General features: G+C 72.1%; 23 protein-coding genes. 10 read left to right on the top strand and 13 right to left on the bottom strand.

Annotated elements, in window-relative coordinates; genetic code table 11:
* The first annotated feature begins 200 nt into the window (after positions 1-200).
* The 6 genes from DMB66_RS11400 to DMB66_RS11375 all read left to right on the top strand — a co-directional run bounded on the left by DMB66_RS11400 (position 201) and on the right by DMB66_RS11375 (position 6,453).
* Positions 201-2,720 carry a LuxR C-terminal-related transcriptional regulator gene (locus DMB66_RS11400; protein ID WP_233624480.1) on the top strand — a complete coding sequence of 840 codons (2,520 nt, stop codon included), beginning with the start codon at positions 201-203 and terminating at the stop codon, positions 2,718-2,720.
* 107 nt (positions 2,721-2,827) lie between these two features.
* Positions 2,828-3,289: a hypothetical protein gene (locus DMB66_RS11395; RefSeq protein WP_233624479.1), complete on the top strand. Its 462-nt coding sequence runs from the start codon at positions 2,828-2,830 to the stop codon at positions 3,287-3,289.
* 21 nt (positions 3,290-3,310) lie between these two features.
* Positions 3,311-3,784 carry a hypothetical protein gene (locus tag DMB66_RS11390; protein ID WP_233624478.1) on the top strand — a complete coding sequence of 158 codons (474 nt, stop codon included), beginning with the start codon at positions 3,311-3,313 and terminating at the stop codon, positions 3,782-3,784.
* A gap of 42 nt (positions 3,785-3,826) precedes the next feature.
* Positions 3,827-4,996: an AI-2E family transporter gene (locus DMB66_RS11385; RefSeq protein WP_233624477.1), complete on the top strand. Its 1,170-nt coding sequence runs from the start codon at positions 3,827-3,829 to the stop codon at positions 4,994-4,996.
* 4 nt (positions 4,997-5,000) lie between these two features.
* Positions 5,001-5,912, top strand: a complete 912-nt coding sequence (locus DMB66_RS11380) for a YhjD/YihY/BrkB family envelope integrity protein (protein WP_125804011.1) — start codon at positions 5,001-5,003, stop codon at positions 5,910-5,912.
* Complete coding sequence (locus DMB66_RS11375) at positions 5,893-6,453, top strand: DUF308 domain-containing protein (protein ID WP_125804010.1); 561 nt, start codon at positions 5,893-5,895, stop codon at positions 6,451-6,453. Before DMB66_RS11380 ends, DMB66_RS11375 begins: the two co-directional genes overlap by 20 nt.
* Positions 6,454-6,464: 11 nt before the next feature.
* Here DMB66_RS11375 and DMB66_RS11370 read toward each other — a convergent pair whose 3' ends face one another.
* The 6 genes from DMB66_RS11370 to DMB66_RS11345 form a co-directional block, all read right to left on the bottom strand.
* Entirely contained in the window at positions 6,465-6,953 is a 489-nt protein-coding gene (locus tag DMB66_RS11370; protein ID WP_125804009.1) for a DUF1269 domain-containing protein, read from the bottom strand.
* A gap of 55 nt (positions 6,954-7,008) precedes the next feature.
* Positions 7,009-7,266, bottom strand: a complete 258-nt coding sequence (locus DMB66_RS11365) for a hypothetical protein (RefSeq protein ID WP_125804008.1) — start codon at positions 7,264-7,266, stop codon at positions 7,009-7,011.
* A 4-nt stretch (positions 7,267-7,270) separates the two neighbouring features.
* Complete coding sequence (locus tag DMB66_RS11360; protein WP_125804007.1) at positions 7,271-7,738, bottom strand: hypothetical protein; 468 nt, start codon at positions 7,736-7,738, stop codon at positions 7,271-7,273.
* A 76-nt stretch (positions 7,739-7,814) separates the two neighbouring features.
* On the bottom strand, positions 7,815-8,273 hold the full coding sequence (locus tag DMB66_RS11355) for a hypothetical protein (protein ID WP_125804006.1): 459 nt from the start codon (positions 8,271-8,273) through the stop codon (positions 7,815-7,817).
* A gap of 71 nt (positions 8,274-8,344) precedes the next feature.
* A complete protein-coding gene (locus tag DMB66_RS11350) occupies positions 8,345-9,781 on the bottom strand; it encodes a hypothetical protein (RefSeq protein WP_199752238.1) in 1,437 nt (478 codons plus the stop codon).
* A gap of 39 nt (positions 9,782-9,820) precedes the next feature.
* Positions 9,821-10,306 carry a DUF6069 family protein gene (locus DMB66_RS11345; protein WP_125804005.1) on the bottom strand — a complete coding sequence of 162 codons (486 nt, stop codon included), beginning with the start codon at positions 10,304-10,306 and terminating at the stop codon, positions 9,821-9,823.
* Between the two features lie 188 nt (positions 10,307-10,494).
* Here DMB66_RS11345 and DMB66_RS11340 point away from each other — a divergent pair, with 188 nt between their 5' ends.
* Positions 10,495-11,775, top strand: coding sequence for a sodium:proton antiporter (locus DMB66_RS11340; RefSeq protein WP_125804004.1), 1,281 nt, complete (start codon positions 10,495-10,497; stop codon positions 11,773-11,775).
* A complete protein-coding gene (locus DMB66_RS11335) occupies positions 11,772-13,775 on the top strand; it encodes a phage holin family protein (RefSeq protein ID WP_233624476.1) in 2,004 nt (667 codons plus the stop codon). The genes DMB66_RS11340 and DMB66_RS11335 overlap by 4 nt, the downstream gene beginning before the upstream one ends.
* Positions 13,776-13,784: 9 nt before the next feature.
* Here the strand turns inward: DMB66_RS11335 and DMB66_RS11330 are convergent, their stop codons facing one another.
* The 4 genes from DMB66_RS11330 to DMB66_RS11315 form a co-directional block, all read right to left on the bottom strand.
* The gene (locus DMB66_RS11330; RefSeq protein WP_233624475.1) at positions 13,785-14,423 is read right to left on the bottom strand and encodes a potassium channel family protein; all 639 of its coding nucleotides are present in this window, start codon (positions 14,421-14,423) and stop codon (positions 13,785-13,787) included.
* A gap of 69 nt (positions 14,424-14,492) precedes the next feature.
* On the bottom strand, positions 14,493-14,735 hold the full coding sequence (locus tag DMB66_RS11325) for a hypothetical protein (RefSeq protein ID WP_125804002.1): 243 nt from the start codon (positions 14,733-14,735) through the stop codon (positions 14,493-14,495).
* Between the two features lie 33 nt (positions 14,736-14,768).
* Positions 14,769-15,644, bottom strand: a complete 876-nt coding sequence (ppk2, locus tag DMB66_RS11320) for a polyphosphate kinase 2 (protein ID WP_125804001.1) — start codon at positions 15,642-15,644, stop codon at positions 14,769-14,771.
* Positions 15,645-15,701: 57 nt separating this feature from the next.
* Positions 15,702-18,395: a LuxR C-terminal-related transcriptional regulator gene (locus tag DMB66_RS11315; RefSeq protein ID WP_125804000.1), complete on the bottom strand. Its 2,694-nt coding sequence runs from the start codon at positions 18,393-18,395 to the stop codon at positions 15,702-15,704.
* Positions 18,396-18,587: 192 nt separating this feature from the next.
* On the opposite strand from DMB66_RS11315, the gene DMB66_RS11310 reads away from it, so the two are divergent.
* Complete coding sequence (locus tag DMB66_RS11310; RefSeq protein WP_125803999.1) at positions 18,588-20,033, top strand: DUF2252 domain-containing protein; 1,446 nt, start codon at positions 18,588-18,590, stop codon at positions 20,031-20,033.
* A 14-nt stretch (positions 20,034-20,047) separates the two neighbouring features.
* Here the strand turns inward: DMB66_RS11310 and DMB66_RS11305 are convergent, their stop codons facing one another.
* Positions 20,048-20,914: a M48 family metallopeptidase gene (locus DMB66_RS11305; protein WP_233624474.1), complete on the bottom strand. Its 867-nt coding sequence runs from the start codon at positions 20,912-20,914 to the stop codon at positions 20,048-20,050.
* Positions 20,915-21,080: 166 nt separating this feature from the next.
* Between DMB66_RS11305 and DMB66_RS11300 the strand changes: the two genes are divergently transcribed.
* Positions 21,081-21,845: a metallophosphoesterase gene (locus DMB66_RS11300; RefSeq protein ID WP_125803998.1), complete on the top strand. Its 765-nt coding sequence runs from the start codon at positions 21,081-21,083 to the stop codon at positions 21,843-21,845.
* A gap of 1 nt (position 21,846) precedes the next feature.
* Here the strand turns inward: DMB66_RS11300 and DMB66_RS11295 are convergent, their stop codons facing one another.
* Both DMB66_RS11295 and DMB66_RS11290 read right to left on the bottom strand, forming a co-directional pair.
* Positions 21,847-22,290, bottom strand: a complete 444-nt coding sequence (locus DMB66_RS11295) for an RDD family protein (RefSeq protein ID WP_125803997.1) — start codon at positions 22,288-22,290, stop codon at positions 21,847-21,849.
* Positions 22,287-22,838: a hypothetical protein gene (locus DMB66_RS11290; protein ID WP_125803996.1), complete on the bottom strand. Its 552-nt coding sequence runs from the start codon at positions 22,836-22,838 to the stop codon at positions 22,287-22,289. Before DMB66_RS11290 ends, DMB66_RS11295 begins: the two co-directional genes overlap by 4 nt.
* Positions 22,839-22,893: the final 55 nt, after the last annotated feature.

Below are 22,893 nucleotides of genomic sequence, written 5' to 3'. Positions count from 1 at the left end.
GCATGGAGAAGCTGGGATTCTGATTTGCGCCCACGGAAGGGGGTCCCGTGCGTGCTGTTCCCTTTGCCATGATGTCGGTGACCAACGAAGCGACGACCGCGGATCCGTTGCTGAAGTCTCGATTCGCTATTCCCGATCGCCCGCCCTTTGTGGTCACTCGACCCCGGCTGGTGGATGCGCTCCGTCGCAGCGACGCACCGGTGACTGTGGTCGTGGGACCGCCGGGAAGCGGTAAGACGCAACTGGTGGCCTCCTGGGTCACCGACGTGAAGGCGTCCGGCGCTGTGGCGTGGATCACTTTGGAGGATGATGACCAAGCCTGTCCCTTCTGGACTCTGGTCGTGGAGGCGTTGCGCGACGCCGGACTGGAGATCTCGCTGTCGCTCGCGTCGTCGACCGTCGCCACGCCGGTGGACCGGTCCTTTCTGGTCCGGCTCGCGGCCGAGCTGACGCGGTTGAGCAGGCCCGCGCTGCTGGTCCTTGACGGCGTTTCCGACCTGGTCGGCACCCGGTGGGCGACCGAGCTCGAGTTCGTGCTGCGCCACACCGCTCCGCTGCTTCGACTGGTGCTGATCGGCCGCTGGGACCCGCCTCTGCCGACGCACCGGTATCGCCTCTCCGGCCGGCTCCTCGAGATCCGCAGCGCGGACCTGGCCTTCACCGCGAAAGAGGCCGACAAACTCCTCGGCCTGCACGGCGTCCACCTCAGCGCGGCGAAGTTGGCCTCGCTGCTGGAACACACCGAGGGCTGGGCGGCGGGCCTGCGACTGTTCGCGATGGCGTTGCAGGGCCGGCAGGACGCGGACAGCGTGGTCGACACCATCACCGGCAACGAGGCGACGATAGCCGAGTACTTCTTCGACGAGGTGCTGCGGACACAGCCCGCACATGTGCGGTCGTTCCTGCTGGACATCAGCATTCTGGACACCTTCACCGCCGAGCTTGCCGAGGCGGTCAGCGGCCGGGCCGACGCCCGGGGGATCCTCGCCGAGCTGGAACGGCGCAATGCGTTCGTCCAGCCGACCGCCGAGTTCTCGACGGTGTACCGCTTCCACCGGCTCTTCGCCGAGCTGCTGTTCGCCCAGCTGCAGTGCGTCGCGCCCGAGCGGCTGCGTCCGTTGCATCGCCGCGCCGCCGCCTGGTTCGCCGAGCGGGCGCAGACCGCCGAGGCGGTCGGCCACGCGGTCAAAGCCGCCGACTGGGACACCGCTACCACGGTCGTCACCGAGCACTACGCATTCGGCCGTCTGTTGATCGAGGGCCGGGCCGGCCGGCTCGGCACGCTCCTGTACGACCTCCCCCTCGACCGGGACACCCCGGAAGCGGCGCTGGTGGCCGGCGCGCTGGCGTTGTCCGACGGCGCCGCCGAGGACTGCGCCCAGCACTTACGGCGGGTGCGGCAGGGCGACCGGGCGGACGCCGGGGGCACCAGCCCGGCCGTGGCGCTGTCCGACCTGTTGCTGCGGGCCCTGCTCGCTGACGCCTGCGGCACCGAGGAGCAGGTCCTCACCTGCAGTTCAGCGGCCGAACAGGCGATGACCCAGGTGCCCGCCGACCAGCTGGCCCGACATCCGGAGCTGACAGTGCTGCTGCTGGCGGCCCGGGGCCGGGCGCAAAGTCGCCAGGGTGCCGTCGATGCCGCGGCGGTGGCCTTCACCCGCGCCCTCGCTCAAGATCCAGTGGGCTCCCCCACGCCCCGAATGGAATGCCTCGAACATCTGGCTCTCATCGAGGCCCACTGCGGACGTCTCGGACACGCCGAGCGGCTCGCCGAGGAGGCCCTCGATCTCGCGGAGCGATGCGGCGTGCCACCGGCCCGCCAGCCGGTCACCGCGCACGTCGCTCTGGCCTGGGTGGCCATGGAACGGTACGACGTCGACGGGGCAGGACATCACCTGCGCATCGCCGACCAGCGTTGCCGGCCCGACACTGCCCCGTTGACCAGGGCGGCCATGGCGCTGGTGAAGTCGCGACGGCTGCAGGCCCGTGGTGAACTGCGGGGCGCGGCGAAACTCCTCGAGGACACCGACGCCGGGGACGGACCACGAACGCAGCGCTGGCTGGCCTGCGAGATCGTCCTGGCGCGCGCCCGGCTGATGATCACCATGGGCCGGCCCGGCGACGCGCTCCGGCTGGTAGACGACCTGCCCGAGCCGGAGCTGCCCAGCGTCCAGGTGACGCACGCCGCGGCGCTGATCGCCGGCGGCGACGCTCCGCGCGCCCGGGAGGTGCTCCAGCCGGTCCTCGGTGCGGCGGGCCTGCGTTCGCCGGTGGCCGTCGAGGGCTGGCTCGTCATGGCGACAGTGGCGGCACATGACGGGGACGTAGCGGACGCGCGCAGGGCGCTGGGACAGGCGCTTCGGCACGCCATCCCGGAGGCGCAACGGCGTGCCGTGCACCAGGTCTGGGCCCAGCTGCGCCGGCTGTTGCGCGACAACGACGAACTCGTCGAGCAGCACCGGGTGCTGCAGGATGCCGCCCGCAGCGGCAGCCGGTCGCGTCTGGTGGATCACGGCCCGGTCCTGGTCGAACCGCTGAGCCGGCGCGAGATGGACGTGCTGCAGGGCATCGCCGCCATGCTGCCGACCGAGGAGATCGCCGCCCGGCTGTTCGTGTCGATCAACACGGTCAAGACCCACGTGCGCAGCATCCTGCGCAAATTGTCCGCGTCCCGCCGCAACGAGGCGGTGCGCCGTGCCCGTTCACTGGGCCTGATCTGAGCCGGCCGTCCGGATCCCCGAGGACGAACTCACTCGTGGCGGATGGCGCGAGGTAGCCCGGCGACGCGAAACATTTGCCCGGGACACCCCGCGGAAGGAGCTCGGTCGTGCTGACATCGCTCGTTCTCGGCACCTCCTTCGTGGTGCTGGTCATCGTTCTGGTGGCGAGGCGCAGCCGCCGGCGATTCCAGGAGTCCGACGTGGCGTTCCGGTGCCGGCTGCGGCTCCTGGGTCACCGGTCAGCGCTCTGGCCGTCGCTGCGCCGGCACTGGTCCCGGCCGATGTGGGCGATGTGGGACGAGGACGTCCTGATCGTCCGCCGCGGTCCGGTCCTGGCCCGGACGCTCCCGCTGCGCACCCAGCCGCTGGTGGACGGCGTGCACAACCTGCTCTTCGAGGCTCCACGGCTGTGCGGAACGCGACCGATCGGTGTGGTGCTGAGGGTCTGGGACGGTGCCTGGATCGAGGTCGCCGCCGCCACGGACGACCGCATGAAAGTGGTCGGTCCCTTCCTGGCCGCGGCGATCAGTGACCTCCCGCAGGCGCCGGCACCCCGGCGCCGCATCTGACAGACGAAAGGTGACATGCACATGTCGGACACACAGCAGAGCACGACAGGCGCCCAGCGACCGGAGTCCTACAGCGCGGACGAAGCCTACGAGGTGCCCAGCCGTTCCCGGCCGACAGCGTGGGTCGGCGTGGTGCTGTTCGGCGGCATCATGATGGAGATGGTGGGCGGATTTCAGCTCATCCAGGGCATCGTCGCGCTCTTCAAGGACGACTACTACCTGGTCAGTCCCCAGGGGCTGGTGATCGAGGTCAACTACACGGCGTGGGGCTGGACCCATCTGCTGATCGGCCTGGTGGCGATCGCGACCGGCATCGGCGTCATGGTCGGAAAGATGTGGGCACGGGTGCTCGGCATCGTGATCGCGGTGGTCAGCGCCCTGGTCAACATCGCGTTCCTGTCCGCGTACCCGATCTGGAGCACGATCATCATCGCGATGGACGTGTTGGTGATCTACGCGCTCGCCGTGCACGGCCGCGAGACCGGGCAAGCCTGATCCGTTCGCGGGAAGCCGCCGGATGCGGATGGGGGAGGACCGGTGGGCCGGAATGCGATGAGGTACGGGCGGCCGGCGCTGCGCGTGCGGGGGCACGGCAACGGCGCGGGCCGTCCGGCCACCGGCGTCGGCGACAGCACGATCGGCCTGCCGCGCGGGCTGATCGTGCTGCTCGGGCTGGCCGGAGCGGTGGTGGCGGTGGCCGGGTTGCGGATCTTCGCGGAGATCCTGGCCCCGGTGCTGCTGGCGCTGATGCTCACCGTCACAGCCAGTCCGCTCGGCACCTGGCTGATCCGCCGCGGCGCGCCGGCGTGGGTGGCCGCCGCGGCCCTCGTCGGCACCGTCTACCTGGTTCTGGCGACCCTCGGGGTCGCTCTCGCGGCATCGATCACCCGCCTTCTCGCCCTGTTGCCGCAGTATCAGAGTCAGCTCGCCGATCTGCGCGCCGACGCGTCTCGCGCGCTCACCGGCCTCGGCGTCGACGCACAGCGGGCCGGCGATCTGACGGGTCCGATCCAGTCGGGAGCGGTGACCGATCTGGTCCAGGGACTCCTCGGCGGCCTGCTGGCCACCGCCTCCAATGCCTTCTTCCTGCTCGCCGTTCTGCTGTTCCTGTGCCTGGACGCCGTGAGCTTCCCGGCCCGGCTGAGCCGGGCCGCCCTGCAGCGCCCGGAGGTAGTCGGCGCCCTGCGGTCGTTCGCCGGCGGCACCCGGCGGTACCTGCTCGTCTCGACGATCTTCGGGATCATCGTGGCGGTCACCGACACCTTGGTCCTGTGGGCGCTGGACATCCCGCTGCCGCTGCTCTGGGGACTGCTGTCGTTCATCACCAACTACATCCCGAACATCGGATTCGTGGTCGGTCTGGTGCCCCCGGCGCTGCTCGGCCTGCTGGAGGGCGGCGCACAGCTGATGACGACTGTCATCGGGCTGTACTGCGTGGTCAACTTCGTCATCCAGTCGGTGATCCAGCCGAAGGTCGTCGGGGACGCGGTGGGGTTGTCCGCCACCGCCTCCTTCCTGTCGCTGGTGTTCTGGACCTGGGTGCTCGGGCCGTTGGGCGCCCTGCTGGCCATTCCGCTGAGTCTGTTGACCAAGGGACTTCTGGTCGACATCGACCCCCGGACGCGCTGGATCGACTCGCTCATCTGCGCCGGACCGGCCGGTGACCGCCGCCGCGTCGCGCGCGCGCCGGTCACGGAACCGCGGTGATCCGGTGGCTTTCCCGCCCGATGCCGGCGGCGGTGAGGCACAGGTTGCCGCCCGGCTGCTGGTGGCACTGCCCGAGCGGTTACGCCCGCCGGTTGCCTGGATCGCTCACCGGCCGGCCGGGCGGATCCTCTTCCGGACCGCTGCGGGGCTGGTCCGGGTGCAGATCTTCGACCGCGCGATGACGCTGGCCGCCCAGGCCTTCACCTCGCTGTTCCCGATTCTCATCATGGTCGGCACGGTGTTCGGCGCGGATCAGGTCGCGCGGTTCGCCGCCCTGGCCCGGGTGCCGGCGTCATCTCTGCAGCTGATCGACGAGGCTCTGCTGGACGGCGAACTGAGCGCGTTCGGAGCGGTGGGAATCGTCGTGGTGCTGCTGTCGTCCACCGGACTCGCGCGCGCTCTCGCCCGTGCCTACGGCAGCGTGTGGGAGGTGCCGCGGCTGCCGGGTGGGCCGCGGGCCGCATGGCGGTGGCTGCTCGCCGTCCTGGTGGTGGCCGCGCTGCTGGTGGGTTCGCGGTTGACCGGTGCGCTCACCGCCGAGCTGCCGCGGCCCCGGCTGTGCTCAGGCGCCCTGCTGCTGGCGGCCGACTGCACCGTCGCTGTACTCCTGCCGGTCCTGCTGCTGAGCCGTGCGGTGCCGGCCCGCGCACTGGTGCCGGGCGGTCTGGCCTTTGCCCTGGCCATGCTGGCGGTGCGTCCGGCCGGCGGGGTCTATCTACCCCGCGCGCTGCAGACGAGCTACGACCGCTACGGCACCATCGGACTGGCGTTCACCTACATCAGCTGGCTGTACGTCATGGCGTTCTGCCTGCTCCTGACCGCGGTGCTGGGCCAGGTCGTCACCCGCGACGACAGCACCGCCGGCCGCCTGTTCCGCGGATCCGGAGGTGAGACGCATGTTGGACGTCCTCGGTAGCCGCCATGGGTTGCGGCTGGCGGCCGGTGTCCTGATGATCGGCGCCGGCGCGGCCGCCCTCGCCTGGCCGTCAGCCACGTTCCGGGTGATCGGCCTCCTGTTCGGGCTCAACCTCGTGGTGACCGGCACGATCCGGGCCGGTCTGCTGCTGGTCGTGCCCGGCTACCCGGAGCTGTACCGGATCATCGGGGTCTTCTGCGGCGTCCTGACCGCGATCGCCGGCGTCCTGTGCCTGCGCGACATCTCCGCCTCGGTGGTGCTGCTGCTCGTCGTCACCGCCCTCGGCTGGATGGTGAACGCGCTGCTGGAGGCCCTCCTGACCGCGGGAGAGGCCGCGGCGGACCTCGGCAACCTGTACGTCTTCGTCGGTTCGGCGCTGATAGTGGCCGCCGTCATCGGCCTGATCCGGCCGGGGCTCGATCCGGCGGCTCTGGTCGCCATCGGCGGCGCGGTGCTGGTCTGCGCCGGGATCGCCCAGGTGGCCCGGGCGATCGCGGGACTGAGCGCGGCGTTGCGCGCGGCGCACCGGGCACGGGTGTGACCCGGGCACCGTCACCTGCCGCCGAAGGTCTCGTACAGCACTTCCTGTTCCGCTTCGGTGAGGTTCGTCGCGATCAATGTGCTGTTCCGGCCGTGGAACCGCTCGCCGAGCCGGTCCAGATCACCGTGCTCGGTCACCAGGAAGAGCGCCGAGGTGCCCCTCGTGACCTCGGTACGGATCTTCTCCAGCTGCTCCTTGGTGATGCCGGAGTCCTGCGTCGCCTTGCTGATCGCGCCCAGCGCCGCACCCGCGACGCCGCCGACGACCGGGACGAGGAACAGCGTGCCGACCATCAACCCCCAGAGCGCGCCCCAACCGGCGCCGTGCTTGGTCTCGTCGTGCCCGTGCTCGACGGTGGGTCGCGGGGCGTTGACCGGCCAGCGGACCACCGCATGGTCGTCGATCCTGACCAGTCGCTCCGCCGCCGCGTCCTTCAGGACGGCCGCCGCGCGGTCCGCACCATCCGGGTCCTCGAACTTCCACACCGTGAAGGTCGTCATCGCCTGCTCCGATCGTGGGCCGACACCCCGTCCCGGGCGGGTGTCGGGACCAGGGTCACTGGTTCTGGCCAGCGGATTCAGCTTCCGTCGGGGTGCTGGCGAGCGCCTCGTCCGCCCCGGATGAACGCGCGATCCCGCGGGCCCGGCGACGCTCGACCGCGTCCTCGATGATCAGGGAGATCAGGACTCCGCCCGCCGCCGCGACGAACGGCACGATGAGCAGCAGGCCGTAGTCGAACCGGGGTCGGCGTCCGCGGAGCACATCGAGGGCAGCGACGATGCGCTCCCGGGCGATGATGCGATTGGCCGTCATGGGGTCACCTCTTCCACTCGTGATCGTCGAGGAGCTGCGCCAGCCGTACGGTCGCGGCGCCGTCCGCCCGCCGGACGCTCGGTGGCGCGGCACCGGCCACGCCGGCGACCACCGCCATGCTCAGGCCCACGAGTTCGACCAGCAGCAGGCCGGGCCCGACGGTGCGCTCCGGCGTGCGCATGCGCAGCAGCAGCACCACCGCGAAGACGACGAGCACGGCGGCGTCGAGCAGGAAGCGACGTGTCGCCGCCCGGCCTCCGGTGGTCAGCTCGCCGATCCGCACCGCGAATGCCGTCGTCATCCCGCCCACCAGTCCGAGGACCACGGTGCAGTAGGCAAGCGTGCCGATGATCCGTGGCCCCCCGAGCAGGTGCGACACGTCAAGGACGACCGCCACCGCCAGCAGGCCGAGCGGGAACATCAACAAGATGGGTGCGACAGCATTGCCTCGGATGCAGAGCCGGTTCTCCATGCGGTCCTCCGTGGCACCACTGTGCTGCGATGCCCCGCCAGGCGCCTCATCCCGCTCGGGTGACCCGGCGCGCGGCTCAGTGCAGCAGCGCCTTCAGCAGGATCATGGCGGCGCCGAAGAGCCCGGCGATCGCGGAGGAGAGAACCTGTTCGAGGGCGGAGAGCCGGCCGTACCGGCCGATCCGCCAGCCGGCCAGGCAGAGCAGGACGGTGCTGCACCCCAGCGCCGCGATGACCGCCGTACGGAGAGACATGCCCATCAGCCGGGCCACGACGAGCACGCCGAGCGGTAGCAGCGAGGCGGTGATCATCTCCAGGCCGCTGGTCAGCTGGGTCCGGACGGTGTCCCACCGGGGACGGTGACCCTCGTGGATGCGCTCGGCCAGGATCCGGGCGTAGCGCTCGGCCGCCCAGTAGACGCCGAGGGTGACCAGCACGGTGACGGCGGTGGCCGACGCCGTCGGCGCGTGCGAGGTCGCCAGGACGGCCGCGCTCACGATGATCCCGTAGATACCCGCCGCCGTGGCCTCGCGCACCTCGTGCGCCGACCTTGCCCGCCGTGACCGGGCTGCCGGATCGGTGGGCGATGCGCGCACGACGCCACCCGTCAGCCCACGCCGACCGCGGTGCCGTCCGCGTCCAGGTTCGGAGGCGCCGAGCGCGCTCGGCCCGATCGCGCGACCACCGTGACCGCGACCTCGTAGGCGACCAGCACCAGCGCGATCACCAGCAACGACGTCCACGACGACAGCAGCAACGCCACCGCGGCGGCCACGACGACCCCGCCGACCCGCATGGCGTCCAGATGATCCGCGGTCCACCCGGGCCCGTGCGCTGCCACGGCGCGACCGGCGGCGCCGGCCCTGCGGCCCGTGGTGCGCAGCCCGGTGGCGAGCCGCCGGCGCAGCCACGTCGGTCCGCGGCCCGGCCCGATCAGATACATGACCAGGGCCAGGGCCGCGCCGATCAGGATGAGCTGAACGCCTCGGGTCCGCAGCGGCCCGAAGACACTCGTCAGTGCCGCCGCCACCCCGTCGCGATAGACCCCGGCCGGTACTTCCAACAGCAACTGGGCACGGACGGCGCGCAGCGCGGCGGTGACGGCCACCGCGCCGACCACCAGCCAGAGACCGAGCTGCAGCAGCGTACGGCGGCGCGTGGGCGAGACCACCAGCGCGAGCACCAACAGGACGACGGTACCGACCACCGCCAGGATGAGGTCCCGTTTGGCCGCCGCGACGGCCTGCTGAGCGGCCCACAGCTGGCCCGAGTCGTAGACGGTGAACCGGGCGAAGTTCTCCGGCAGCGTCACCCCGAGCGCGTCCTGGACCCGTACCCGGAGGTTGTCGGGGATGGCGCCGCTGCTGAGATCCGGCAGCGAGATCTGCCTGCCGAACAATGTCGGCAGCTGGGTGCTGAGCTCTTTGAGGACCTGGTTGATCAGCGGCAGCAGGTCGATGTCGACGCGGTCCTCGCGTCCCACCACGACGGTGCTGTTGCCGTTGATGATGGCCAGGGCGCGCTGGTGTGCCCGGCGGTTCAGCTCCGCCCAGATGCCGGCGAAGCGCTCGCTCCGCAGGACGTTCGAGACCGTCGAGCGGACCGCGCCACGCAGCTGCCCGACGAGCGGTCCGGCGATGAACGCCGCCTGCTGCGGCAGCACCGACCGCAGCCGTTGCTCGACGTCGATGGCTTGGAACACCTGGGTCGTGGTGTATTCGGCGACCGCCGTGGCGATCTTCGGGTCCTGCGGCAGCGGCGCCACGGTCGCGACCCACCGGTCCGTGTCCAGCACGGTGGTGGCCGCCCACACCCCGACCACGCTCGCGACGAGTGCGAACGCGGTGATGGCGACGAGGACGGCGGCCGAGACCCGGCGCAGCGCGGTGACCGCCGCGGTGCGCCGGCCGCGGGTGTCGAGCCGCGCGTGCAGGGCGGACACCTCCGCGCGCAACCGGGCCAGCTCGTCGGTCCGCAGCGGGTCGTCGGTGCCGTCGCCGTGCTTCTCGGCCGCGTCCGCGGAGACCTGTTCGCTGGCAGTCATGCGCAATCCGTTCTGTGCTCACCCCGGATATCGGACGTCTCAGCGGTAGGGCCGTGGTGCCGGCGGGACCGGAGCGGCGCGCATGGCCGCGTGCGCGGAGCCCGCGACCAGCGACCCGATGGCCACGCCGAGGAAGAAGTTCAGGCCCGCGGTGAAGAATCGGGAGCCGAAGTCCTGCTCCGTGACGAACGGCGCCAGCATCGCCGTCACCGTCGCCAGTGTCATGACCCACCCGAAGAAGAGCATTGGGCGCGGGGTGAACAGCAGCAGCACGTGCATCAACCCGGTTGCCACCAGACTGAGCGTCGCGGCACCGAGGGCGTACCACCCGGTCCTGGCGTCGCCCCACACTCCGGCGCCCTTCGGCGCGAGCACGTCGACGCCGAACAAGCCGCGGCCCACCAGGATCCCGACGACGGCGATGAGCGCCGCCACCACCCCCGTCGCCGCGCCGCCGGCCCACAGCCGGCCCGCGTTGACCCTAGGTCGCGACGGGGGAGTCGCGGACTGGTACATCGCCGTCATCGGGTCCCTCCTCGTCCGTGCGGCACGGTGGCCGCTCCGGGTCGAGCGTCGTCGCCGTACGGGCCGCGGTGCCTCATCCAGCGCGGGTGAACGAGCCGCCCGAGCCGCGCTGCCGGCCACGGCGCCGGGTATCCGTCATTCGCCCCGGACGATCCGGCCGGCCGGTGTCCCGCGCTGAGATATGAGGCGTGACCTCGGGCGCCCTGGCATTGATAGCGGCCGTCGTGTTCGCCTGGGGGGCGTTCTCGGCGAAGCTGGAGCGTGCCGACCTGACCGCACCGATGGCGTTCGTCGGCATCGGGATCCTGCTGGCGGACAGCCTGCCCGCCGACGCCGGTGCCGCCGGGGTCACGGTGCTCACCGAGGCCACGCTCGCCTGGGTGCTCTTCTCCGACGCGTCTCGGGTCGGCCTGCGTGAGCTGCGCGGCGACGCCGGGGTGTACGGCCGGCTCCTCGGCCTCGCCCTGCCGCTGACTGTCGTGGCCGGTGCCGTCGGCGCCTGGCTGCTGCTCGGCGCCTCGCTGCCCTGGTACGCGCTGCTCATCGGAGCCGCGCTCGCACCCACGGATGCCGCGCTGGGCGCTGTCGTGATCACGCATCCGGCGGTGCCGGCCCGGGTCCGGCGCATCCTCAACGTGGAGAGCGGGCTGAACGACGGTATCGTCACCCCGGTCGTGCTGGTCGCGCTCGCCGGTGCCGCGTCCGCTCCCGGCCACGCGGGTGCGAACGCGTTGACGGCCGTCCTGCAGCTGGTAGGCGGCGCGCTGATCGGCGGGGCCGTCGGTGCCACGGGTGGCCGGCTGCTGCGGGCGGCGGGCCGGCGCGGCTGGACGGACGACAGCTTCGCCGGACCCGCCGTGCTGGCGCTGGCCCTCGTCGCGTACGCGGCATCCGTGGCGGGGCACGGCAACGGGTTCGTCGCCGCATTCGCCGGTGGTATCGCGTTCGGCCACGTCGCCGGCCGGGGCGGTCCGCGCGAGGTGTTCTACGTGGAGGAGACGGCCGGTCTGGCGTCGCTGCTGGTCTGGCTGCTGTTCGGCGCGTTCGCGGTGCCCTTGCTCTACGGCCGGGTCGACCTCGCGCTGCTGCTGTACGCCGTGCTGAGCCTGACCGCCGTACGGATGATCCCGGTCGCCCTGAGCCTGATCGGTGCCCGGCTCGGCGGCCGGACCGTGGCGTTCGTCGGCTGGTTCGGCCCGCGGGGACTCGCCTCCGTCGTCTTCGCGCTGCTGGCGGTGGAGGAGCTGGGCGAGAGCGCCGCTCCGGCGGTCGCCGCCATCGTGCTGACTGTGCTGCTCAGCGTCGTGGCTCATGGCGTCAGCGCCGGTCCGGGAGCCGCCCGGTACGGTGCGCGCAGCCGGGCGCCCGACGCCTCGGCCGGCGGCGAACCGGCGGCGGCCGCGCGGCTTCGGCGGTCATCCGGCGGGCCTGGTCCCGGCGAGGACGTGATCACCGGTCGTACGCCGTGAGCGCGGGCGCGGCGATGCCCCGGCGCACCTCGCGGGCGTCCACAGTGGTGATCGTGGTGCTGCTCTGCTGGGCTGCGCTGGCCGTCACGGTCGCCGTCGTGCCGGGCATCTCGGCGAGCAGCGGCGGAGCTGTTCTGCTCGCCGCGATCGTACTGGGGCTGCTCGGCGCGGCCCTGCGCCCGGCGGCGGCCGTGTTGCTCACCCGGGTGGGCTGGGCCGGCGTGCTCGGCGGCTGGCTGCTGGGCCAGGCGCTGCTCGTCTATGTGGCGCTGTCGGTGACTCCGGGCCTGCACGTCGCCGGTTTCTCGACCGTCTTCTGGGCCTCCTGGGTGTACGCCGGCCTGGTCAGCGCCGGACTCTGGGCCGTCACCGCTGGTCAGCCGGCCATGGTCGTGCGGCATCTGCTGCGGGTCAACCGCCGTGCCCGGCGGGCCGCGACCGCCAGCGACGTGCCGGGTGTGGTGCTGATCCAGATCGACGGGCTGTCCGCGCCGCTGGCCAGGTGGGCGCTCGCCGCCGGCACCCTGCCGACGGTGGCCAGGTGGCTGCGCGAGGGCAGCCACACCCTGGTGGAGTGGCACGCGCAGCTGCCCGCGACCACCCCCGCGAGCCAGGCCGGGTTGCTGCACGGCGCGAGTGCCGAGGTACCGGCCTTCCGGTGGTTCGAGAAGGACTCCGGCCGCTTCGTCGTCACCAACCGGCCGCGTGACAGCGCGCTGGTCGAGTCCCGGCTCTCCGACGGCCGCGGCCTGCTCGCCGACGGCGGCGTCAGTGTCAGCAACGTCTTCTCCGGCGATGCGCCGACCAGCCTGCTGACCATGAGCACGATCGGGAGGCGCGGGGCGTCCGGGCGTCCGGCCCGCTACGTCGCCGTCTACCTGCTCGACCCGTTCGGCCTCACCCGGTCCTTGTTCCTGACCGCCGCGGAGATCGTCAAGGAATTGCGGCAGGCCAGGAGACAGCGGTTGCGACGGGTCCGTCCGCGCACCGCGCGGACCGCCTCGTACGTGCTGCTGCGCGGGCTGACCAACGCGCTGCTGCGCCACCTCAATCTGTCGATCGTCGCGGAGCACGTCATGCGGGGTGCCCCGGTCGTCTACTGCGACTTCGTCGACTACGACGAGATCGCGCATCACGCCGGGCCGACCCGCCCGGAGGCGCTGGCCGCCCTCGAGGGCATCGACGACGTGCTCGCCACGCTCGAGGCGGTTGCGCTGGCCGCGCCGCGCCCGTATCGGTTCGTCGTCGTCTCCGACCACGGCCAGAGCCAGGGCGCGACGTTCGTCCAGCGCTACGGCACCTCACTGGAGGAGCTGGTGCAGCGGCTCAGTTCCGGCCCGGGCGCGGCCGTCGCGGCCGACGGGAACGACGAGCATGCCGGGCGGGCCCGGGTGCTGAGGGACGAGCTGGTCCGGGGTGCGGCGCAGCCGGCCCCGGACGCGCCGGTCCCGCCGCGACCGGAGATCGTGGTGGCCGCGTCGGGCAACCTCGGGCTGGTCTATCTTGCCCGTCGGCCGGGCCGGGTGACCATGGAGGAGATCGAGGAGCGCCACCCGCACCTGCTCACCGGGCTCGTCGACCATCCGGGTGTCGGCTGGATCATGGTCCGGTCGCGCCGCCTCGGGCCGGTGGTGCTGGGCCGGGCGGGCCGCCGCTTGCTGCGCGGCGACCGGGTCGAGGGCGCGGACCCGCTGGCCGGCTTCGGCCCGGCCGCCGCCGCCGACCTGCGCCGCCACGACGAGCTGCGGCATACCGGCGACATCGTCGTCAACAGCGTGTACGACCCGGTGACCCAGGAGGTCGCCGCCTTCGAGGATCTGATCGGCTGCCACGGTGGTCTCGGCGGCTGGCAGGACCGCCCGGTGCTGATCCATCCCAGGGCGTGGCCGGTCGACGGTGAGCTGACCGGAGCTGATGCCGTGCATGACCAGCTCGTGCGCTGGCTGGAGCGCTACGGTGAGCGGGACGGCCTGCGGCAGGCGACCCGGCCGAACCTGTGATCGCCGCGGTCAGTGCGCCCCGCCGGCCTCGCCGGAGTCCTCGGTGGTGTGCCGCCAGCCACGGGGCCGCCAGTTCTCCACCACCTTGGCCACCGCGGTCACCAGGAAGAGCTGGCCGATCAGGGCCTCCAGCACGGCGATGCTCTGCGCCGGGTTGGTCGCGGGTACGAGGTCGCCGTAGCCGGTCGTGGTCATGGTGACGAAGCTGAAGAACAGCGCCTGGGGCAGCGCCGGATCGCCGGCGTCACCGAACAGCGGGCCCGGTTGCAAGGCCGCGAGGCAGGCGTACGCGAAGCCGAACGCCATGCCGATGAGCAGGTATGCGGCCAGCGCCCCGAGCATCGTCTCCCGATCGACCCGGCGGTGGACACCGAGGTCGCGGACGATCGAGAGGGGCGCGACGAGATAGAGGCCGCCGGCCGCCAGGAAGGTCAGCCCGGTGAGCGCGGTGCCGGGGGCGAACGGGGCGAACGCCGCCGTCACCAGGGCCAGCGCGACCACGGCGGCGGAAGCGGCCCGGACCACGGGACGGGCGCGGGACACCCGCAGCGCCTGCCATACCGTGCCGGTCTGCAGGACCAGCAGCACGGTCGGCAGCCACCGTTCGCCGGGCACCAGCGCCAGCCCGTAGGTCGCGACGATCAGCATCAGGACGAGGGCGTATCCGTGTCGCGCCGGTCGCCGCGGCGCCCCCTGCTCCATGCCGCCGGACCCGGCTCAGCGCGCCGGATCCGGCGGCGACGGCGGATCCTCGTCGTTGGGCAGCCGCCGCACCTCGATGAGGCGGAGCCCGAGTCCGTGGATGCGCGAGATGAGTCCCACGACCGCGGACTGATCCGGCAGCGACCCGTGCAACACCGTCTCGGGCGGTTCCACGCTGACGGTCAGGTCGCGCAGCTCCGCCAGCAGTTCGGCCGGGATGACCCCGGAGACCCTGACCTGGTATGACGCCTCAAGCATGAGCCGTGCCTCCTCGCCGCGTCCGCCGATTCGTCATCCCGTGAACCTGCCGTTGCGCCGGAACTCGGCCTGCATCATGGCGATCTCCTCCCGGCCCGGGACGACGATCCGTGGATCGGGCACGAAGTCGATGTCGGGATTCCGCTCCTTGTAGTCGACCGCGCCGAGGATGACCTTCATGGTGTTCAGCCGGGCCTGCTGCTTGTCGTTCGAGCGGATGATGAGCCAGGGGGCCGCCTTCGTGCTGGTACGCAGCAGCATCTCGTACTTGCGGTCGGTGAAGTCGTCCCAGCGGTTCTGCGCCTGCAGGTCGATCTCGCTGAGCTTCCACCGGCGCAGCGGGTCGGTCAGCCGGCGCTCGAAGCGGTGGGCCTGCGTCTGCTTGGTGACGCTGAAGTACAGCTTCACCAGCACCGTGCCCTGCCGCACCAGATCCTTCTCGAATCCGGTCACACCCCGCAGGAAGTCCTGGTACTCCCGGCCGCTGCAGAACCCGAAGACCCGTTCCACCATCGCGCGGTTGTACCAGCTCCGATCGAACAGCACGATCTCTCCGCCGGCCGGGAATTGCGCCACGTACCGCTGGAAGTACCACTGCGATCGCTGCTCCTCGGTGGGCCGGCCGAGCGCGACGACCCGGTAGTGCTTCTCGTTCATGTATCGCGTGACCCGACGGATCGCGCCGCCCTTGCCGGCCGCGTCCCGCCCCTCGAAGAGCACGATCATCCGGAGGCCCTCGTCCTCGAGGTAGCGCTGCAGCTTGAGGAGCTCGACCTGCCACGGTCGCAGCTGACGATCGGATCTCAGCTTGCGTGTCAGCACGACCCGATCCCGCCGCAGCGCGATGAGCTCTCGCATCGCCTCCTCGTACGCCGATGCGATGTCCGCCGAGGACGGTGACGGGGCCATCGTGCTCCTCCTTCTGCCGGCTGGCCCTCAGCCTGTGCCATCGCGAGGCATGGTGGCTCATCCCAGGTGAGTGACGTCGGGAATGAGCCCCAGCGACCGGGCTCGGCGAACCGCTTCGTTGCGCCGTGCCGCCGAGAGTTTGCGCAGAATGCTGCGGACGTGGGTCTTCACCGTGTTGACCGACACGTAGAGCGTCGCGGCGATCTCCTCGGTGGGCAGCAGCGCCGCCATGCTCCGCAGCACCTCCATCTCGCGAGGGCTCAACGCTTCCACGATGACCAGTTCGTGGAGGGCCGGTGTCTGATCGGCGCGACGGCCGGCGGCGGGCGTCTCGTCCGCCCACGCCCGGTGCTGGGTGCCGAGGTCGTCGCCGGCGATCCCGCTCAGGCGACCCCGCGCGAGGGCGACGTCGCGGCGCCGGCCCAGCGCAGTAGCGGCGCGCGAGGCATGCCGCAGGGCAGTGCGCGCCTCATCCGCCTCGCCCAGCTGTTCGGCGATCCGCGCCCTGGCGAGCCAGGCGGCTACGCAGACCGCCGGGGGCAGCCCCGCGTCGGCCAGGACCGGCGTGAGGATCTCGGCGGCCCGTTCCGGCTCACCTCCGGCGGCGAGGGCCTCAGCGTGCAGCACAGCGACATCCGGCGGGTGCGGTCGCTCGTACTCCCCGACCGTGGCCAGCGCCTCGCCGGGGCGTCCGGCACCGATCAGCAGACGCCCGTGGGAGACGCTCAGCTCGCGCATGAGCCACGCGGGCAGCGTGCCGCCGACCGTGGCCCGGGCCTGCTCGATCAGGCGTATCGCGCCGCGCAGGTCACCGCGGATCCACATCTGGCGCGCCTGGACGAGGGTGGAGGCGGCCGCGGCGAAGGCGTCATCCCACCCGTGGCGCCGCGGATCGGTGGTCCGGAGGTGGTTCGCGGCCGTCTCGGTGTCGTCGCGTTCCAGCGCCACCCAGGCAAGGACCACCCGGGCCAAGCGGGCCGGCGCCACGCCGCACCGGTCGGCATCGTCGGTGGCCTCGGTGGCGAGTCTCTCGGCATGCCGCAGCCGGCCCCGGTGGGCCTCGATCAGCGCGAGGTGCTGCCGGCAGCTGATCGTCAGGTCCTCGTAGCCCGGGGCCGCCGCGCCGACGACCTCCGTGAGGCACGACGCTGCCGCGTCGACGGCGCCGGCATAGCTGTGTGCGATTCCCCGGGCGGCCATGGTCAGCGCGCGTAACTCGGGGTGTGCCGCTGTCACCTCGGACGGTGTCTGAGCCAGTGCCTGCTCGGTCGCCGGGCTCAGCTGCAGCACCTCCGCATGATCGGCCCGCGCGGCGGCGAGCAGCACACCGAGGATCGAATCGGCCAGCGCCAGCGCCTGGCTGTACTCCCAGTCGCGGCGGATGACGAGATCCTGCGCGCGGGCGAGCTGAAGCGCGCACCGATCGTCCGATGCGTCGGCGAGGGCCAGGGCCGCCGACACGATGGCGGCCTCGGCGCTGTCGCAGTCCTCCGGGAGCTGCGCCAATATGGCGCCCAGCCGGCCGTGGCGTCCTTCGATCACGAGTTGGCCGACCGCGTAGTGGTCGACAGCGATGGTGGCGGCCGTCGACCAGTCCTGCGCCTCGATGGCGTGGCCGATCGCGTCGACGGTCTGGCCGCGGTCCGCCAGCCAGCGCGCCGCGTGGCTGTGCAGCGCGGCGGTCCGTTGCGGATTCTCGCACAGCAGCTGAGCGCGCAGCAGCTCGGCGAAGAGCCGATGGAACCGGTATGCCGCGGCATACTCCGCGACCGGCTGGACGAAGGCGTTGTGGCGATGCAGGTGGACGAGTAGCCGCCGGGCGTCACCCCGTCCGGTCACGGCCTCCGCCAGCTCCGGCGTGAAGGTGTCCAGGATGCTCGTCTCCAGCAGGAAGGTCCGTACGTGCGGCGGTTGCACCCGGAGCACCTCGTCGACGAGGTATGCGGCGACGCCGGCATCCTTGCCGGTGATGGTGCCGACGAGGCGGTCGGCGTCGCGCTGGTCCTGCAGGGCCATGGCGAACAACCGGAGGCCGGCCGCCCATCCCTCGGTGTGCTCCAGCAACGTGGCCAGCCCCGCCGGGCTCAGCTCGACACCGTGCAGGGTGAGGAGTTCCTCGGCCTCCGCGACGGTGAAGGCCAGGTCCCCGGTGCGGATCTCGGCCAGCCGGCCGGCGAGCCGATACCGGTGCAACGGCAGCGGTGGATCCCAGCGTCCGATCAGGATCAGCTTCAGCATCGGGCCGGCGTGCCGCAGGACGAACTCCAGCTCCGTGGCCCAGCACTCGCCGCCGGTCACCGACGCGCCGTCGAGCACCAGCAGCAGGGGAACGGGTTGCGCGGCGAGCTCCGCCGCCAGCCGGACGAGAAACGACCGGTCCACCGCGTCCGGCCCGGGGCGCACGGCCGGTGACGGCGAGACGGCAATCCCCGCGTGACGCAGCGCCGCCACGACATACGTCCAGAAGGCACTTGATCGATCGTCGTCGTGTTCGAGCGTGATCCAGGCCACGGCGGCGTCCGGGCCCTGGTCATGCGCCCACGAGGCCACCAGCTGGGTCTTGCCGCTGCCGGCCGGCCCCACCACCAGGGTCACCGGCGTGTCATCACGATCGGGCATCGCCTCGAGGAGGCGGGGCCGCGCCACCAGGAAGCGGGGCTGCTCGGGAATCTCGAACCTGGACGGCAGGAGTGGATCAATTTCCGGCCTCAGCTTGCGGACGGGCGTGGGCAGGGCGAGCTCAGCACGCACGGGACCTCCTCGAAGGTGAACCGATCACGGAACTGGATGCCCAGCCTTCCGGACCTTCCGAGTGTCCACATCGTCCGGAACGGATTAGTCACGTGATGATTCGTCCCCGGCGGATGGTGCGTCCCGGGGCGGTTCCGATGTCTGGTGACACCGTGGCCGGATTCGGCCGGCCGCCGCGCGGGAGGGAGCTCCATGGCAGGTCAGGCGGTACGAAGAAGCATCGGAACGGGGTCCGGCGAGGCGGCCGCGACCCCGGCCGGCAGCCTGGCGGCCGGACGCGTGGCCCGCGCCCGGGCGACCCTGGACTCCCACGTCAGCATGCCCGCCGCCGATGACCGGCCCGACCCGGTCGAGGTGCTCGTCGCCCAGTCCGCGACCCGGCTGCCCGAGCTGGTACCGATCCGCTACGGGCGGATGCTCGTCTCCCCGTTCACGTACTTCCGGGGCGCCGCCGCCGTGATGGCCGCTGACCTCGCCCGGACCCCGGCGTCGGGGTTGACCTGCCAGCTCTGCGGGGATGCGCACCTGAGTAACTTCGGGGTGTTCGCCTCGCCGGAGCGCCGGCTGGTGTTCGACGTCAACGACTTCGACGAGACCTACCCGGGGCCGTGGGAGTGGGATCTCAAACGCCTGGTGGCGAGCCTGGTCGTCGCCGGCCGTGACAACGATTTCCGCCGCAAGGTCCGCGCGGGCGTCGTGCTCGCCGCGGTGGGCCGCTACCGGCAGGCGATGCGCCGCTTCGCGGACCAGGGACACGTCGAGGTCTGGTACGCCCGCGCCGACCTGGAGGAGATCAACCTTCTGCTCCGGGACCAGCTCAGCGGGGCGCGCCGCAAACGGTTCGCCGCGGCTCAGGCCAAGGCGCGTACGCATGACAGCATGCAGGCGTTCCGCAAGATGACGGCCGTGGTGAACGGGCGGCGCCGCATCGTGGCCGATCCGCCGCTGCTCGTTCCGGTGGACGATCTGCTGCCGGACACCGATCGCCGGGAGCTGGAGAGCCAGGTGCGCGACCTGCTCGCCGGGTACGCCGCCACCCTGCCCCCCGATCGCCGCCTGCTGTTCTCCTCGTTCCGGTTCGTCGACCTCGCCCGGAAGGTCGTCGGGGTCGGCAGCGTCGGGACCCGATGCTGGGTGGTCCTGCTCAGCGGGCGCGACGAGAACGATCCGCTGTTGCTTCAGGTCAAGGAGGCGCCGCCCTCGGTCCTCGCCGGGCAGGTCCCGGACCGGCCCGTGACCGGGTGGCGCAGCGAGGGCGAACGGGTCGTGACCGGACAGCGGCTGATGCAGGCCACCGGTGACATCTTCCTCGGCTGGCAGACCATCACCGGCATCGACGACCGCACGCGTGACTTCTACGTGCGGCAGTTGCGCGACTGGAAGGGTTCGGCGGTCGTCGAGACGATGGACCCGGAGACGATGCGGGTGTACGGCGCTCTCTGCGGCTGGACCCTCGCGCGGGCGCACGCCCGCACCGGTGACCGTATCGCGATCGCCGGATATCTCGGCGCTGACGACGCCTTCGACCGGGCGATGGTGGAGTTCGCCGAGCACTACGCCGACCGCAACGAGCGGGACTACGGCCTGCTGGTGGCCGCGGCACGATCCGGCCGGATCCCCGTCCGCGAGGGCTTGTGAGCACGCGGCCCGGCTCAGACCGGCGTCTCGGTCTCGGCTTCGCGCAGACGCGCATGGAACAGCCCGAGGCGGTAGAGACGCTCCAGCCGGCGGACCGTGAACGGGTGGGAACGCGGCAGCTGCGAGACGGCGACCCAGAAACCCGTGAGCGACCGGCCCTGCCTGACCAGCTCGTTCACGTCGACGGTGTGCTCGGTGTGCCGGCCCGACGCCAGCAGTACCAGACCCGTCATGCCCAGCGGCGCCAGGTGGGCACCGTGCCGGTCGCAGGAGTATTCCCGCAACCGGGACAGCGCCGGGCCCAGCAGCGGGATGCGCTCGGAGTAGGCCACCGCGAGCTGATACCACAGCGACACGTGGTGCAGCCGGATGTGGCCGAGCTCGTGCCCCAGGATGAACCGCAGGCCGTCCCGGTTGTTGTGGTAAAGATTCACGAACAGCTCATTGGACAGCACGACGTAGTCGTGACCGGTGGCCTGCGCCGCGAAGGCGTTCAGCGCGCCGTTGCCGTTGCCGAGGTAGATCTGCGGTCGGCGGCGCAGACCGAGCCGGCGGGCGAAGGCATCCGCGGTCTGGAAGAGCTCCGGGTACTGGCGTGGTGACAGCTCGACCGCCGTCCCGCGGACCGCTGCCCGCTGGGTCTCGCGGACCACGATCAGCGCGGGGACCAGCAGCAGCAGGCCGATGAGAGCGCTGCGCACGGCCGTGGCCCAGCCGGTGTCCTGCAGCCGTTCGGGCAGGACCGGCAGCATCACGGCGGCCTGCACGATGAAGCCGATGATGACCAGGTTGAGGAACGCCATGAAGATGAAGAACGGCAGCTCGGCGGGGTGCCGCAGGCTGCCGACGGGGGTGGTGGGTTGCTGCTTTGTCGTCGACACAGCGATCCTCCTGTTTCGTTCTTGACGCTGGCGCACGACCGTGAGCCGCGCTGACGCCGAGAGTGCGCCGTCTGGCCCGCTGCTGCCTCACCCCGCCGAGGTGAGGTCGGTGCGCTCGCCCGGCACGAGAATGCCGGGAGGCCCGCGAGCTGCGACGGAGGCGGCCATGCTCGTCATCGCACACCTGTCCGACCTGCATCTGGGGGCGCACGATCCGTCCGCGGTGGCATCCGTGGCGGCCGATGTCACCGCAGTGCTTCCCGCGCTGACGGTGGTCACGGGTGACCTGACCATGCGGGCCCGGGCCGGAGAGTTCCGCCTCGCCCGTGACCTTCTCGATCGGCTGCCGACGCCCAGGCTGGTCATACCCGGCAACCACGACGTGCCGCTGGTCAGCGTCGATCGGCTGCTGGCGCCGTACGGTCGCTACCGGCGCCTGATCCACCCGGAGCTCGATCCGGTGCTGCGGCTGCCCGGCGTGACCGTGATCGGGTTGCAGACCACTCCGCCGTGGCGGTGGAAGAGTGGCCGGGTTTCCCGGCGGCAGAGCGAGGCGGTCCTGGCGGTGCTCGGCTCCGCCCCCACCGGCGCCGTCCGCGTGCTGGCGCTGCATCACCCGCCGCGGGCCGGCGGCCTCGCCCGGATCGTCGGGCGCACCCGGCTGATGCGGGCAGTCGCCTCCGCTCGCGTGGACCTGATCCTGGCCGGGCACACCCACGTGCCCGGGGCGGTGCTGGTGGAGCCGGGTGCGACGGCCCACCGGCCGGTCGAGGTGGTGGCCGGCACCGCCGTCAGCCGGCGTACCCGGGGCACCGGTCGCTCGTGGACGGCGATCCGCGTCGATCGGAGGGCCGTCGTCGTCGAGGAGCGCTTGCAGACGGCCACCGGATGGCGCACCGGAGTCGTACGACGTTTCCCCAGGCCCAGCTGAGTCAGCGCGCCACCGGGGGCGCCCGCACCACCGCGGTGTGTGCCACCTTGTCATGGACCGCCTGATGCCGCCGGTCCACCAGGGCCCACACCGCGCCGATCGGGAAATATGCCAGCACGAGTGCCCGCAGCAGCGCCGCCGGCCAGGACAGCCGACCGCGACGAGTGGCGACGACCCGCAGGCCCAGCACCGCCATGCCCGGGGTCCGGCCGGCCAGCGCCCAGAACACGGCGCAGTACGTCGCCAGCAGGGCGGGCAGCACCACCAGGCAGGCCGAGGCGGCGGCTAGCGCCACGTCGTGCAGCCGCGCGCCCAGGACAGAGGCGATCATGGAGGCGGCCGAGGCGGCGGCGGTACAGAGCACGGCGACCACGAAGGCGTCCATCAGGTACGCGACGGCCCGGCTGACCGGCCCGGCGTACTCGCGCGGCGCCGGGGTGCTCATAGCTCGAGCGGCGGTCCCGGCTCGGGGCGGGTGCCGCGCCGGAACACCCGGAAGCTCATCCGGTCGACCGCCGTGTCGCCGGCCTGCGCGCCGGCCCGCAGCCGCCCGACCAGCTCGTCGACCATGCTCTCGCGCTGACCCCGGATGAGCGTCTGGATCCGCTCGGGCTCCTTCTCCAACAGCAGCAGCACGTCATCGAGGACGGCGAGCACCACCGGGCGGAGCACCCGCTGGAGCTGGCCGTCCACGACGCGGTCGACGACTGACGAGGTCGCGACCGTGGACACCGCGGCCTGGGCGGCCTGCTCGGCCCGACGTCGCCAGCGCGCCCGTTCCGTGGCGCCGCGGTCGGCCAGCCGGTCGGCGCGCCGGCGCAGGCCGGCGACCGCATCCGTGGTGGCGCCCTCGGCCGCGAAGGCGGCGCCCACGACGGTGTCTCCCCACCGCAGCGACGTTCGCCGTGCCTGCGGTTGAGCAGTGCCCGCCGGCCCGCCGGTCGGCGTGTCCGCGGCGGACGGGGAAGCGGATTGCGGATCCGTGCTGGTCATGTCCTCACGATGCCCCGCCACGCGCACCGGGCGCGCCACCCGCAACGGATGAACG

The organism is Actinoplanes sp. ATCC 53533, assembly GCF_003947245.1.
The sequence above is the reverse complement of the archived record's forward strand: the minus strand, read 5'-3'. Positions and strand labels throughout refer to the sequence as shown.

Coding starts and splice junctions, on each gene's coding strand:
- DMB66_RS11325 (WP_125804002.1), bottom strand. CDS start 14,735: ATGCTTGAGGCGTCATACCAGGTCAGGGTCTCCGGGGTCATCCCGGCC.
- DMB66_RS11295 (WP_125803997.1), bottom strand. CDS start 22,290: ATGAGCACCCCGGCGCCGCGCGAGTACGCCGGGCCGGTCAGCCGGGCC.
- ppk2 (WP_125804001.1), bottom strand. CDS start 15,644: ATGGCCCCGTCACCGTCCTCGGCGGACATCGCATCGGCGTACGAGGAG.
- DMB66_RS11370 (WP_125804009.1), bottom strand. CDS start 6,953: ATGACGACCTTCACGGTGTGGAAGTTCGAGGACCCGGATGGTGCGGAC.
- DMB66_RS11365 (WP_125804008.1), bottom strand. CDS start 7,266: ATGACGGCCAATCGCATCATCGCCCGGGAGCGCATCGTCGCTGCCCTC.
- DMB66_RS11375 (WP_125804010.1), top strand. CDS start 5,893: ATGTTGGACGTCCTCGGTAGCCGCCATGGGTTGCGGCTGGCGGCCGGT.
- DMB66_RS11345 (WP_125804005.1), bottom strand. CDS start 10,306: ATGACGGCGATGTACCAGTCCGCGACTCCCCCGTCGCGACCTAGGGTC.
- DMB66_RS11360 (WP_125804007.1), bottom strand. CDS start 7,738: ATGGAGAACCGGCTCTGCATCCGAGGCAATGCTGTCGCACCCATCTTG.
- DMB66_RS11330 (WP_233624475.1), bottom strand. CDS start 14,423: ATGCTGATCGTCGCGACCTACGGGCTGGCGCTGGTGCCCGGCGAACGG.
- DMB66_RS11310 (WP_125803999.1), top strand. CDS start 18,588: ATGGCAGGTCAGGCGGTACGAAGAAGCATCGGAACGGGGTCCGGCGAG.
- DMB66_RS11350 (WP_199752238.1), bottom strand. CDS start 9,781: ATGACTGCCAGCGAACAGGTCTCCGCGGACGCGGCCGAGAAGCACGGC.
- DMB66_RS11390 (WP_233624478.1), top strand. CDS start 3,311: ATGTCGGACACACAGCAGAGCACGACAGGCGCCCAGCGACCGGAGTCC.
- DMB66_RS11290 (WP_125803996.1), bottom strand. CDS start 22,838: ATGACCAGCACGGATCCGCAATCCGCTTCCCCGTCCGCCGCGGACACG.
- DMB66_RS11300 (WP_125803998.1), top strand. CDS start 21,081: ATGCTCGTCATCGCACACCTGTCCGACCTGCATCTGGGGGCGCACGAT.